The organism is Flectobacillus longus, assembly GCF_030056705.1.
GTDB classification, from domain to species: domain Bacteria; phylum Bacteroidota; class Bacteroidia; order Cytophagales; family Spirosomataceae; genus Flectobacillus; species Flectobacillus longus.
Map to the genome: position 1 here is coordinate 150,867 of NZ_JASHIC010000002.1, position 14,345 is coordinate 165,211.

Here is a 14,345-nt window from a genome sequence, read left to right on the forward strand (position 1 = left end):
TCGTGCTAAGAGGCTTTTGTTTTTAAAAATCAATTCAAAGACGTTTATAACAAGTAATATATTGCGTATTTTTGAGGCAAAATCAAACACTATAAAAAAAGTACTGAATTTTTGAGAAACTTAGAAAAGTACTATGAATCAGATTGGGCTATTCTTAATACATCGTTATCGTCGATAGCTCATTAATTTAATTCGAAAATTTAGTATTCTCTCCAAGAATCTTTTAGGTTTGCTGGAACACAGCAAAAATTCGGTGCAACACACTCATTCTATTCAAATTTATATATACCGATGAATTATATCATATTTGATGACTCCTCAATTAGAGCGATTTTGCTTCCTCTTACCTTTGTGCGTCCAGTTAGCGAAATCCGTTTTGGAATAGATACCATTACTGAAAAATGGCAAGACTATCTCGACGATTCGGTTTCTTTTGCGACACAAGATTATCTGCAAGAGAAATATCCACTCCAACTTCAATCAGATAATATCTTTATCAACGGAGCCGTTTGCCCTAATACAGCTTTATTGGAGGCTATTCGAGGGTTAAGCTCAGGACAACTTTTAAGCTTAGAGGGTGTTACTTTGGCGTACCGATCGGCATCTTTGCTTGACACGCTCGATACCATTGAGGTGATAGAGTGGGATGGTACTGCGACAATTATTCGCCAATTTACTGATATATTTCTTTTAAATGGGGAACAAATCAAAGCCGATTTTGCCCGAATAACTCATGGACGAACTTCTCAGCCAATAACTGACCGTTTTACAGCGGTATATAACGAATCGCAAATTTTTGTAGAAGAGGGAGTAAATATTAAAGCAGCTACACTCAATGCCGAGAAAGGACCTATCTACCTTGGCAAAGATGTCATTATCATGGAAGGTGCCAAAATTCAAGGACCCTTTGCTATTTTGGAAGGGTCTGTCGTAAATCTTGATGGCAAAATGCGACCTAATACTACGATAGGTCCAGGTTGTAAGGTGGGCGGAGAGGTAAGTAATGTCGTCATATTTGGGAACTCGAATAAAGGGCATGAAGGTTTTATGGGAAATTCGGTCATTGCTGAATGGTGTAATTGGGGAGCAGATACCAATAATTCAAACCTGAAAAATGACTATTCGAAAGTAGAGCTCTGGAGTTACGTTACAAATCGTTTCGAAAACTCAGGGTTGCAGTTTGCTGGACTGATTATGGGAGACCATTCTAAGTGTGGTATTAATACAATGTTTAATACAGGCACGGTGGTTGGCATAAATTGTAATATCTTTGGAGCAGATTTCCAGCCAAAGCATATACCATCCTTTGCTTGGGGTGGTAGCGCAGGGTTCAAAACCTATCATTTGCGCAAAGCCAACCAAGTGGCTCGTGCAGTATTAGAGCGCCGAGGACGTGTTTTTGAAGGAATAGAAGAAAATATTCTCAAAGCAGTATTTGAACAAACCGAGGCGCATCGTAGCGCATTCTAAGATTCAATACTTCCTAAATATTTTCAGGAAAATAAGTAGAAAGTCTAAAAGGGTAAAGCAATCTGTTTTCCCAATAGCTCAAAGCCAGTTTAAAAGTTATGTTATTTAGAGAAATACCCGGTTTATCATCCATCAAAAAGACCCTTATTCATTCGGTGCAGAGCAATCACGTTGCGCATGCGCAGTTGTTTCATGGGCCAGTGGGGTCGGGTAATTTGGCATTGGCTTGGGCGTACGCTACCTATATCAATTGTGAGGACAAACAACCCGATGATGCTTGCGGGCGTTGTGCTTCTTGTGCTAAAATGCGCAAGTTAGTTCACCCAGATTTTTACCATATTTTTCCAACAGCAACGACAAAGAAGGTAAAAGAAGCAGAATCTGACGCCTATTTGCCTCTTTGGCGTGATTTTACAGCTGAACAACCATACGGGGCATTGCCCAATTGGCTTGAACATATAGGAGTAGAAGGCAATAAACAAGGCAATATTTCGGCAGAGGAAGCCAGAAAAATTATACAAAAATTATCCTTAAAAGCATTTGAGGCTGAATATAAAATCTTGTTGATTTGGCAACCCGAAATGCTCAACCAAAGCTCTGCGAATGCTTTGCTCAAAATCCTTGAAGAACCGCCAGCCAAAACACTTTTTTTATTGGTTTGCAATGACGCCAACAAATTGTTGACTACTATTTTATCAAGAACTCAACGTGTGAGTATCCCACAATTTTCGGATGAGGATATTACTTCGTATTTAGCTGAGAAGGCTCATGTGGAAAGTTCTCGTGCCAAGCAGATCGCTTATTTGTCGGAAGGTAATCTCAATAAGGCTTTGGCCTTGAGTAAAAACCAAGGACAAGGAAAACATCAATGGTTTGCCAATTGGATGCGAATGGCTTACAAGCCTGATGTGGTAGCATTGGTTAAATTGGCAGATGAGTTTGATGCTTTTTCAAAAGAAGACCAAAAAGGTATGATGGAGTATGGACTGAATATCTTTAGGGATTTGTTGATGTGGAAAAGCGGTGCAGAAAGTCTCGTGAGACTAGAAGGTGATGAGTTAACTTTTGTACAAAATTTTTCAAAAGCGGTTAATTTACGTGCCTTAGAGTTGATTAGTGGTGAGTTTTCACAAACACATTATTACCTTGAAAGAAATGCTCGTGCCAAAATCCTGCACTTGGATTTGTCTTTACAGATTGCCAAATTATTTAAACAGAAATAAAGAAATTCTGGTGGATGAGAATAGTCTCGGTCATTCACAACATACTAATTATATATCAGCATGCAAACGATTAAACTAGGAACGAGAGGGTCGAAATTAGCTTTGTGGCAGGCCTATTTTGTTAAAGAAACATTAGAGGCAGGTGGTTTACCAGTCGAAATTGTGATTATTGAAACAAAAGGCGACCAAATTTTGGATCGTTCTTTATCAAAAATTGGCTCAAAAGGTGTTTTCACAGAAGAGTTAGAAGAAAAACTTCTTTCTGGTGAAATCCATATTGCTCAACACTCGGCGAAAGATTTGCAGTCTGATTTAGGTGAAAATTTCGAAATTATTGCGTTTTCAGAACGCGAAAAAGTCAACGATGTCTTGATTAGTTTTGACAAAAGCTTGACCTTGGAAAGCGGACAGCCTTTTGTTGTTGGAACGTCCTCTACTCGTCGTGTGGCAATGCTCAAGCATTTTTATCCACATATCAAAACCGTAGATATGCGTGGGAATTTGCAAACGCGTATGGGCAAACTCGAAAGTGGTGTTTGTGATGCTTTATTGTTGGCATTTGCAGGTGTGCATCGCATGGGATACGAAGAACATATTGCTCAATTGATTACGACCGATACTTTTACGCCTGCTGTAGGACAAGGTTCGGTGGCGATTGAATGTGCGGTAAATTTGGATGCAGACATCAAAGGAAAGATTAGAAGTTTATTGAATCACCCACATACTGAAAAACAATTATTGGCCGAACGAGCATTTTTGAAGCGTTTACAAGGTGGTTGTAGTATTCCTGTGTTTGGTTTGGCGCAATATGATGCCGAAACAGATACCATTTCGATGACAGGAGGTATCATTAGTTTGGACGGAAAAGAAATTATCAAAGAGGTTCTTTCAGGCTCAAACCCAGAGGAAGTTGGTTTTGCTTTGGCAGACAAAATTTTAGATTTGGGCGGAGGGCGTATTTTGCAAGAAATAAAAGCAAATTTATAGAGAATAGTCAGGTACAAGAGTATAGTTTTTGAAGTGCCTCCAATTTGCCATCAACAACCTAAAGCTATATATGAAACTAAACCGATTGTTATTATTAAGTCTATTGTGTTTTGGAATTAGTCAGGTCTCATCGGCACAGCTATTCAAAAAACGTAGAGATTACTTATTGACTATTAGTACTCCTTGGGGAGATATGCACGGTATTTTGTATAACTCAACACCTTTGCACAAGAAGAACTTTTTGAAGCTAGTCAACAAAAAGTTTTATGATGGGTTACTTTTCCACCGAGTTATCAACACATTCATGATTCAGGGTGGTGATCCACAATCAAAAGGAGCAGCACAAGGAACCATGTTAGGCGAAGGTGATGTAGGGTATAGAGTTCCTGCTGAAATTTTACCCAATATTTTTCATAAAAAAGGAGTTATAGCAGCAGCAAGAGATAACAACCCAGAGAAAGCATCATCAGGATGTCAGTTTTATGTAGTGCAAGGCAAAGTTTGGGATGACAAAACACTGGCAGAACAAATGAAAAGAAGTCCTTTGCGTACTTATACACCTGAGCAACAGCAAGTGTATAAAACAATAGGAGGGACACCACATTTGGATGGGAATTATACAGTATTCGGACAGATGTTAGATAACCTCTGGGTAATTGACTCAGTGGCTACTCAAAAAAGAGATAGCAATAACCGCCCTTTGATGGATATTGCGATGAAGATTTCTTGTAAGAAAATAAAGAAGAAAAAGATTACGGCTCAATATGGTTACACAGATTGGTTGTAATAGGAGTCACCTTGAATTTAGTGAGTGGTGATTGAGTAAATGAGTGATTATTTTTATATGAATTTTGCCTGTAAAAACGTAATACTTTACGTCTCCACGGGTATGTAAATTAAAAATAATCACTCAGTCACTAAATCGCACAATCACTCAATTTTATCTATGTCCAAAGATAGCAGAGCCCACTCTCACAAGCGTTGAACCTTCTTCGGCAGCAATCAAAAAGTCTCCTGACATTCCCATCGAAATCTCTTTCCAAGCCGTGTTAGGTAATTGATAAGTCTTTGCAATACGGTCAAAAAGCTGTTTTAAGCTTTTAAATTCTACCCTAATTTGTTCTTGATTATCGGTATTACTTGCCATTCCCATCAATCCAACCAAGCGGATATGTTGGAGTTCCTTTAATTCTGGAGATTCTAGTAGTTCAATAGCCTCTTCTTCGGAAAGTCCAAATTTGGTATCTTCTTGGGCAATATAGATTTGAAGCAAACAATCGATAACCCGTTCATTTTTAACAGCTTGCTTGTTGATTTCTTGTAACAACTTAAAAGAATCTACCGAATGAATCAAACTAACGAACGGAGCTATATATTTTACCTTATTGGATTGCAAGTGCCCAATAAGATGCCATTGAATATCCTTGGGTAACACTTCCCATTTAGATACCATTTCTTGAACTTTATTTTCTCCAAATACCTTACAGCCAGCTTGATAAGCTTGTTCTAAATCGCTTATGGGTTTGGTTTTGGTCACAGCAATCAAGTGTGCTTGGGTGCCTTGAAGTTGCGTATTAATATCAGCTATATTTTGAGCAATAGTCATCTTGAGTAGGATTGTTTTGCAATATGATACAAAGATAAAGCACAGAAAGCGTAAAATTTGACTACTTTGTCGTAATACCCTACAAGTTCTTTTAGTTTTTGCGGTAATATCTTAGCTTTGTAAAATTAAATATGCTCATATAACGTTTTTTTTATACTTTTAAGAGCTTTTGTAATTGCTCATTAAAGATTATCAAACTCATAAATATCAAATAACAATGGAGTATAATCCAAATCGACAAAGTGAACAAAAACTAAAAGTAGCCGTTGCTGTACTCGCCATGCTGACTGTTGCTTTGGGGTATTTGTATTTGCGTGAGAGGCAACACAATAAAGATATTGAAGATTTGAAACTAGAGCACGCGGAGGAGTTATTGACGGCCAATACAAAGTTAGACTCGATTGCCAATCAGCTCAATATGAAAATTGCCGAAATACAGCGTTTGGGAGGAGATGTACGAGAGTTAGAACGAGCTAAAAAACAACTAAGTGAAGACAAACTTGCACTTGAAAAGTTGGATAAAGGTTTTTCAATGAAGCAATATGAAGCAAAGATTAAAAAGTACGAAGCATTATTAGGCCAAAAAGAACATGAAATAACTCGTTTACGTAAAGAAAATGGCATTTTAGTAGCTCAAAATGATTCATTAAGCCGTGAAGCGGAGTTGTTGCGTGAAGGTATTTCGTCAGCGCAAAAAGCCTTATTTGATTCAGCTAATAACTTCACTGCTCGTCAGCGTGAAATGGAAGCTAAAAATAAAGAATTATCTGATAAGGTTACACAAGCGGCAGCGCTTCGTGCCGAAAATATCAATGTTTATGCTATCTCGAATAAAGGAAAAGAGAGTGATGGAGGGGTGTATAAATCGAAAAAAGTAGATAAAATCAGAATAACTTTCTATTTACAAGAAAACCCTTTGACCAACAAAGAGGCCAAAACGATTTATTTACGTATCATTGATCCTTCAGGTAGTACCGTTGCAGATATGGCTACGGGGTCTGGTAATTTTGGCTATCATGGGCGTGATTTAACTTATACAGCCAAACAACGTATTGTTTACGATGACTCACATCAATCTGTAGAATTTATCTATAGTCGTGGGCAGGCTTATAAAGAAGGCAAACACACCATTGAGTTGTATGCAGAAGGTTTTAAAATTGGAGAGGGGATTTTTGAAGTGAAGTAGAAAAAAGTTCATCGTTCCAATATAATAAGCGGTAGAAGATAGGTTGTAGGTGCTAAATAGCCCGATACTTATTTTCTATCGCTTACTATTTTAGGCTATATTAGCTTGATTGTCAAAACTTTCTTATGAAAGTTTTGACAATTGTCTTAAAATAATTACCTTTGCAATCCTTTTAAAAAACAGTTTATAAAATATATCATTTTTATGGAATTACGTAATTATGAAACGGTGTTCATCTTAACTCCCGTTTTGTCAGAACAGCAGACAAAGGACGCCGTTGAAAAATTCAAAAAAGTTTTGACCGATAACGGTGCAGAAATCGTTAACGAGGAAGCATGGGGAATTCGTAAGCTGGCGTACCCTATTCAGAACAAAAACACTGGATTTTACCAAATTTTTGAGTTCACTGCAGCACCAACAATCGTTGCTAAATTGGAACTTGAATACAAGCGTGATGAAAAAGTAATTCGTTACTTGACAACAGTACTTGACAAACATGCGATTGAATACAACGACCGCAAGAGAAAAGGTTTAGTAGGTAAAAAACAAGAAGCGAAAGCTGAATAAGCTGTTGAATTGAAATGTTTTAACATTTCTAGAAAACACGATTCACAACTTAAACTTAAGAAATCATGACTTTAGTAAACGAACCAGTTGACAAAAGCGTAGTACGCAAGAAATATTGCCGTTTCAAAAAATCAGGCATCAAGTATATCGACTACAAAAACCCAGACTTCTTATTGAAGTTGGTTAACGAACAAGGAAAAATTCTTCCTCGTCGTATTACAGGTACTTCTTTGAAATACCAAAGAAAAGTAGCTCAAGCTGTTAAACGTGCTCGTCACTTGGCTTTAATGCCATTCGTAGCAGACGGTTTGAAATAGTAATTGTCGCGTTGTCGATACGCAAAAAATTAGAGTTAGAAGTTTAGGATTGTTTTACAATCATTGACTAAAAATCTTTTACAAAAATGGAAATCATCTTAAAGACTGACATCGCAGGTCTTGGCTATAAAAACGATGTTGTTACGGTAAAGCCTGGTTATGGTCGTAACTATCTCATTCCGCAAGGTTTCGCAGTAATGGCAACGCCATCAAACAAGAAAATTCTTGCTGAAAACCTTAAGCAAATTGCTCACAAACTTGAAAAAATCAAGTTAGATGCTCAAACATTAGCTGACTCAATCGGAGAATTAACACTTGGAATCGCTGCAAAAGTTGGTGAAAGTGGTAAAATTTTCGGTCGTGTTACAACTCTTCAAATTTCTGAAGCGTTGAAAGAAAAAGGTTTCGAAGTAGATCGTAAGAAAATCTCTTTGGATTCTGAAGTTAAGTTTGTAGGCGAATATGTTGCAACTCTTGATCTTCACAAAGACGTGAAACACAAAGTGAAATTCACAGTATTAGCGGACTAATCATTATGATACCGTCTACTCGAATTTTGTAGAAAAATAAGAAAAGCATCCCAATACTGGGATGCTTTTCTTATTTTTGTTGGATTATTCTAAAACACTGGTTTTTTGAATATTGCCTATGTAATTATAAAATAAACATAAGTTTTATTAATTCCTAGAGCAACCAAATGAACAAAAATGACGTCTAAGTAAAATAGATATAGTAAACATCTATTTTCTTAATGAAAATAAAATTTCTAATAAACATTCGACTCAAACCCTCCATTATTTAATCTAAAGTGGATATGCTTAAAAAATTACCATTACTACTATGTTTTTGGTTAATTAGCCATTTTGTAGTAAGTCAGATTACCATTACCTCTCCTGTACAACGTCAAGTGATTCAAAGAGATTTATCCAATAAGGCCATTGTTACAATCGTAGGTAGTTATTCGCAGCCTGTAGATGAACTTCAGGTCAGATTTATTCCTGTAAAAGTTGGGCAGGGTACAGCATTAGATTGGACTGCTTTTGTAACAAATCCAACGGGGGGGCTTTTTAAAGGTACGATTACATTAACAGGCGGATGGTATTCTATGGAGGTACGAGGGCTACTTCGTGGAGCGGTAGTTGGTAATGCAAGCCGTATAGAAAGAGTAGGTGTTGGTGAAGTTTTTGTAATTGCTGGACAATCTAATGCTGGAGGAAGCGGTTTAAGATCTACAAGTGAAACGGCGGCCTCAGATGATCGTGTCAATTGTGCTAACTTTATAAATGACCCTGGATATGGTACGGAATCTTCCTATATTAAAAACTTTGATTCCAAAAATAAAAGTTTTGTAACTACTACTACAGAATCTTTTTCTATTATTGAATTTTCTCAATTAGCTAAAGATGTTACTATTGGTCCGTTAGGTATTGGACCTTATTATTGGGGAAAAGTTGGTGATGCCCTTGCAACTAAGTTGAATGTTCCTATTGTATTTTTTAATGTTGCATGGGGAGGTGCTTCTGTTCGTGTGTGGCGTGAAAGTGCCGAGAACCCAACGATTGGTGCACCTAGTGATTTTCAGTTTGATCCTAATAATGTTAATAGATACTTACCGGGCTATCCTTATGCTAATTTAAAAGCAGTATTAGGATTCTATGGTATCAATATGGGTATTAGAGCGATTTTGTGGATGGAGGGAGAAACTCAGAACTTATTGAATCTATCAGTAGAACAACAAAATGCGTCTTTACCGACTTCTCAGCAAAAGCCGTTACCTGTAACTGAAGCCAATTATTTAGATAATTTAAAGCGTTTGATTACAAGAACAAGAAAAGACTTAGGAAATGACAACTTAACATGGGTTGTTGCAAGAACCTCATATTCTGGGGTGTTGAATTGTGGCTTACCAGGAGCACTTCCTCCAAAGCCATCTCCCGTAATTGTTCGTGCACAAAACCTTGCTATTGCAGATCAGTCATTTTCTCCTATCTTCCCTGGGCCTTTTACTGACAATATTCAAGTAGATAAAATTGGTGATAGAGATCAGTGTGTTCACTTCACTGGCTCTGGTTTAGATGAAGTTGCTAATTCTTGGATTAGTACTTTAACCAACCCTGTAAGCAGTAATGATTCAAGAAATTTCTTTGATTTGAATGCACCGATCATGGCTGAATCAATTCCAGCTGTGAGCCTTACATGTATTTCAGACCAAAAGCTTAGTTTGAGTTTACCTGCGGGATATTCTGCTTATCAGTGGGTGAGTAGTAATTACGAAGTTATGGGTAATACCAAAGATGTAACTGTTGGTTCAGGTACTTATTTTGCCAAAATAACAAAACCTAATGGAAATATTATTCAAATTCCACCAATCACAGTAAAAGCCAATACTCCTCCAGCACCTCCAATTGTTTCTGCTAACGCAGATTTGAATTATTGTGAAGGTACAACTGTGGGGCTTACGTCATCTGATGGTGCATTATATGAGTGGGTATCAAATACTTCTACGGATGTTATAGCAAGAACAAAAACTCTGAATATTGGGACTAATGGAACATATTCTGTTCGTATTATTGACCAAAATGCTTGCTTATCACCATTTTCAAATGGGGTTTCATTAGTTTCTAAACCCAGACCTGTACAACCTACCATCGCATTGAAAAGTTCAACAGAGTTTTGTGATGGACAAAGTGCAAAATTAAGCTCTTCAAATATAAGTGCAGTAGGATATCTATGGAGTAATGGATTAACTACGCAAGATGTAGATATCAAGACAGCTGGAACGTTTACTGTTCGCACAATAGGAGCTAATGGATGCTATTCGGCTCCATCGGTGGGAGTTCCAACGCTTGTAAATCCCCTCCCAACAACACCAACAATACGTGCAACTACAGATACAGTATTTTGTGAAGGCTCTAAAACCCGAATTTCATTGACCCCTGCTAATACAAATTATGTTGCTTTTAACTGGGAGAAAAACACAGCCTTGAGTGGCGAAAATGCTTCAGCCATTGATGTATCTACTACTGCTTTGATTAAGGGTTATGTAGTGGATGCCAAAGGATGTTATTCAAAACCTTCTAATGCCATTTGGGCAGTTCGTAAGGCTAAGCCTGCATCTCCTATTATTTATAGGGTTGGTCCATATTTATTGGCAGCGCGCTCTACCCAACCAGTAGACGAGTACGCATGGAGTTTAAGTGGGCAGGCTCTTAATACTAAAGATACTTTGATTCGTGCCATAACTGAGGGTGTTTATACTTTACAGTCAAAAAGGAAGTATCCAATACAGGCATCAACGTCTCCGTTAGTATGTATTTCGCCTGAAATTTCATTGGTAACGTATTTTGATACAAAAACAAATTCGACAATAGAGACAACCGAGTTTAAGTTTCCTGATGACAAGGGTGTTTCGATTTATCCAAATCCAACAAACGGCGTATTTAGTGTAGATTGTAAATATAATTTAGAGGGAGCTATTATTAGAGTTTATACAATGACAGGTATAGAAGTATATACATCAGATAAATTCGATTTTAGCAGTCGCCGAACTTTAGATTTGAGTCATCTACCCATAGGAACTTATTTGCTAAGAGTAGATTCTCAAAATTATCGTCTGACCAAGCAGCTCATTATTACGCGCTAAGAGGAGCGTATATTCTTGTTTTAAGGATATATAAAACATATTATATTTAACAAACATCATTTTATAGATGACTATCCTGAAGCATCTGTGAAATGATGTTTGTTTATAAATATTCTATACCAGTTACTAAGTTAGAACAAGACTAGGATAGAAATATGCCTGATAAGCAATTTCTTTGTAATGTTTTTGAACATAAATAATATGGTTAACCATGTTGCTTAACTTGAAATAGACTAAGTTTCGCAGAAGCCTCAGTGGATTTTTGAAGAAATAAAAACTGAATTTAGATTTATGCTTTTTTTAAGAAAATTATTAGGAGTCATAGTTACGTTATTGGGAGTAGTGAGCATAAGTTTAGGACAAATTTCCATTACCTCCCCGCTCAATCGTGCGGTTTATCAACGTAATAATGCTGGAGTTGCCACAATTACCGTATCTGGTACATACGAGCAACAAGTTGACAGAATTGAGGCTAGATTAGTTGCCATTAATGCTGGACAAGGAAATCCAGGAGAGTGGACTGACTGGAAAACATTGAAAGATTTTCCTACAAATGGAGGTTTTTCAAGTTCAATGACTATCAACCAAGGTTGGTATCGTATTGAAGTAAGAGGTGTCCTCAACAATAATGTAGTAGGGCAGATTGCATCCATAGATAGATTTGGAGTAGGAGAGGTATTTATTATTGCAGGGCAATCCAATGCTGAGGGATTGTTTAATATGGGACAGCAAGGTGCTCAAGATGATAGAGTTAATACATTTGGAACAGCCAATGATCAAACCAATGGAGGAAATAGTTATGCTACCTTGAGTCCTTTTTCTCAATTAAGTGCTGATACTTATATTGCTCCTAGAGGAAAAGGCGCATATTGCTGGGGAAAACTAGGGGATTTACTTGCTGCAAGGCTTAATGTACCTATTCTTTTCCTAAATGCAGGCTTTAATGGGACTTCCATTGAATCGTGGTTTGTAACTTCAATCGGTGGTAGCGCTTATAATACATATCTTGGAGGTTATTATCCTAATAGATTGCCCTACAGTGGATTGGAATCAGTGTTGCAATATTTTGTTCCCTTGTTAGGTGCTAGATCAGTGTTATGGTGTCAAGGAGAAGCAGACAATGTACCTTACAAAACATCTCAGGCTGACTATATTGCCAAGCTTCAAGTAGTTATCGGAAAAACAAGAGAACAGCTTGGTAAAAATATAGCTTGGGTTATTTCACAAACATCTGCTAGTGTTTCGCCAAATATTTGTAATCCTGCAATCGCATCTGAATCATGGGAGCCCGTACTAGCCGCTCAACGAACAGTAGCTACTACTATGTCAAATGCGTTTTTAGGACCAGAAACAGATAGAATACAAAATCCTGGACGTTCAGACTGTTTACACTTTCATGGCGATGGCTTGTTACAATTAGGACAAGCATGGAGCAATTCACTTAATGATAGTTTTTTTCAGAATTCTATCCCACAAGTACCAACAGTACAGCCTCAAATGACTTTTGCTTGTGGTAACAATACCTTGGATGTTACAATGCCATCAGGATATAATCAGTATCAATGGTCACGTAGTGTCAACTTTGAAAGTGCAATTTTTTCTACTCAGCAAAAAGTTACACTTACCAACGGGACTTACTATGCTCGTGCAATCGATAGCCGTGGTAATGTAATGCAATTTTCCCCAATTTTAGTAAGAACTTCAAGCCCTCAGACAGTCACAACAAATCCTTCGGGAACGGTTGGTGTTTGCCAGAACGATGGATTGACAGTTTCTGCTTCAAACGGCGTAGCATTTCGTTGGAGCACAGGTGCCTCAGGACAAAGTATTACTCTTAATGATGCAGGAAACTATACTGTAACAGCACTTGATAATTCTGGATGTTTGACACAGTCGGCACCATTGACTACTTTTATTAAAAGCTCACCAGCCCAACCAGCTATTAGTGCTAATAGTGCTTTAGAGTTTTGTGCAGACTCACAAGTCACATTAACTTCTTCAGGTCAAAATCTAGCTTACCGTTGGTCTACAGGAGCAACTTCTGCTGCGATTTCTGTAAATCAGTCAGGATCATATACAGTTAAAACGATTAACTCTGAAGGGTGCTCTTCGTTTGCTTCGAATGCTGTTGTTGTAAAGGTAAATCCTTTACCAGTGACACCAAATATTGTTCCTAATGGTCCAACAACATTTTGTTCTGATACCAGTGTCGATTTAATTTCATCGAATACAGGAGCTGTAAGCTATAAATGGAATACAGGAACAAGTACCAGAACTCTAAATGTTCGCCAAAGTGGCAACTATACCGTTCAGACAATTGATAGTAAAGGATGTGTTTCATTGAGTTCTTCTCCCCTGGCTATCAAAGTCAACCAAATTCCTGCAACCCCAACAATTGAATGGAGTAAGGATACTGTTTTTTGTGATGGTGATAATACCGTGTTACAAATGGCTTTGACAAATGGGAATTATCCTACTTGGATAGCAGTACAAGGTGGAAAAACAAGCCAATATCTTGTACAAAATCTCAATGTGAATATATCTGGCGTATTTAAGGCTTTCCAAACAGATAATAACAATTGTAATTCAGCTCCTTCTTCGCCGATTTATGTAGCGGTTAAACCTACTCCTGCAAAAGTTTTGGTTGATGAAATTGTACGATATAGCCCTTATTCGATTGGGGTGGCTAATCCTCAAACAGAACAATATGTCTGGAGCTTGAATGGTACTCAATTGGATGGTTCGACTAGCCAAATCAAACTAAGTGACCCAGGTGATATTCAAGTGGCAGCAAAGAAACTTTATTCTACACAGAGCTACGGAACTAAATTTTGTCTTTCTCCTATTTCGGACAGAAAAAATATACAGTTGTATGAAGATGGTGGATTTGCCGTGTATCCTAATCCAAGTAATGGAGCGTTTACACTCGATACTCGCTACCCTTGGGCAAATCTCAAAGTAGAGGTGTACACAAATAGAGGTTCGTTGATATATGCTTCTGATATAGCTACTTTTGAAACTAAGAAAGATATAAATTTAACTCAGTTGCCAGAAGGACCCTATTTAATTAGAATCCGAAACGATAATTTTACGGCAACCAAACATATTCAAATCAATCGCTAGTTATAGTTGCGTTTAAAAATATAGTATCAAACATGAGTCATCCTGAATTTTAAGATTGGGGTTATTCTCTAAGTTTTCATCAAAAAAGCGGTCGGAAAATATTTTCCGACCGCTTTTTTGATGCTACTATGCTAGATTTTACTCAGCTTAAGACGCATTAATTGCGTCTCTACTGCCAGAATACAAATTTTAAATTAATCACTCATCCACTCAATCTCAAGTC

General features: G+C 37.4%; 11 protein-coding genes. 10 read left to right on the top strand and 1 reads right to left on the bottom strand.

All coding sequences use genetic code 11. The features are described from left to right. Positions 1 to 291: 291 nt before the first annotated feature. From QM491_RS02015 to QM491_RS02030, 4 genes are all read left to right on the top strand, one after another. Positions 292 to 1,470: a GlmU family protein gene (locus QM491_RS02015; RefSeq protein WP_283325584.1), complete on the top strand. Its 1,179-nt coding sequence runs from the start codon at positions 292 to 294 to the stop codon at positions 1,468 to 1,470. 98 nt (positions 1,471 to 1,568) lie between these two features. Continuing rightward, positions 1,569 to 2,693, top strand: coding sequence for a DNA polymerase III subunit (locus QM491_RS02020; protein ID WP_283325585.1), 1,125 nt, complete (start codon positions 1,569 to 1,571; stop codon positions 2,691 to 2,693). Between the two features lie 60 nt (positions 2,694 to 2,753). Next, positions 2,754 to 3,680, top strand: a complete 927-nt coding sequence (hemC, locus tag QM491_RS02025; protein WP_283325586.1) for a hydroxymethylbilane synthase — start codon at positions 2,754 to 2,756, stop codon at positions 3,678 to 3,680. Positions 3,681 to 3,750: 70 nt separating this feature from the next. After that, positions 3,751 to 4,467, top strand: coding sequence for a peptidylprolyl isomerase (locus QM491_RS02030; RefSeq protein ID WP_283325587.1), 717 nt, complete (start codon positions 3,751 to 3,753; stop codon positions 4,465 to 4,467). Positions 4,468 to 4,620: 153 nt separating this feature from the next. Here QM491_RS02030 and QM491_RS02035 read toward each other — a convergent pair whose 3' ends face one another. After that, complete coding sequence (locus tag QM491_RS02035) at positions 4,621 to 5,286, bottom strand: YggS family pyridoxal phosphate-dependent enzyme (RefSeq protein WP_166550639.1); 666 nt, start codon at positions 5,284 to 5,286, stop codon at positions 4,621 to 4,623. A 217-nt stretch (positions 5,287 to 5,503) separates the two neighbouring features. Here QM491_RS02035 and QM491_RS02040 point away from each other — a divergent pair, with 217 nt between their 5' ends. The 6 genes from QM491_RS02040 to QM491_RS02065 all read left to right on the top strand — a co-directional run bounded on the left by QM491_RS02040 (position 5,504) and on the right by QM491_RS02065 (position 14,122). Next, a complete protein-coding gene (locus QM491_RS02040) occupies positions 5,504 to 6,472 on the top strand; it encodes a DUF8428 domain-containing protein (RefSeq protein WP_283325588.1) in 969 nt (322 codons plus the stop codon). 204 nt (positions 6,473 to 6,676) lie between these two features. Continuing rightward, positions 6,677 to 7,039, top strand: coding sequence for a 30S ribosomal protein S6 (rpsF, locus tag QM491_RS02045; protein ID WP_095160617.1), 363 nt, complete (start codon positions 6,677 to 6,679; stop codon positions 7,037 to 7,039). A 65-nt stretch (positions 7,040 to 7,104) separates the two neighbouring features. Then, positions 7,105 to 7,356, top strand: a complete 252-nt coding sequence (gene rpsR / locus QM491_RS02050) for a 30S ribosomal protein S18 (RefSeq protein WP_095160599.1) — start codon at positions 7,105 to 7,107, stop codon at positions 7,354 to 7,356. Between the two features lie 86 nt (positions 7,357 to 7,442). Continuing rightward, positions 7,443 to 7,886 carry a 50S ribosomal protein L9 gene (gene rplI, locus QM491_RS02055; protein WP_283325589.1) on the top strand — a complete coding sequence of 148 codons (444 nt, stop codon included), beginning with the start codon at positions 7,443 to 7,445 and terminating at the stop codon, positions 7,884 to 7,886. 284 nt (positions 7,887 to 8,170) lie between these two features. Continuing rightward, positions 8,171 to 10,999, top strand: coding sequence for a T9SS type A sorting domain-containing protein (locus QM491_RS02060; RefSeq protein WP_283325590.1), 2,829 nt, complete (start codon positions 8,171 to 8,173; stop codon positions 10,997 to 10,999). 291 nt (positions 11,000 to 11,290) lie between these two features. After that, positions 11,291 to 14,122, top strand: coding sequence for a T9SS type A sorting domain-containing protein (locus tag QM491_RS02065; RefSeq protein ID WP_283325591.1), 2,832 nt, complete (start codon positions 11,291 to 11,293; stop codon positions 14,120 to 14,122). The last annotated feature ends 223 nt before the right edge of the window (positions 14,123 to 14,345 follow it).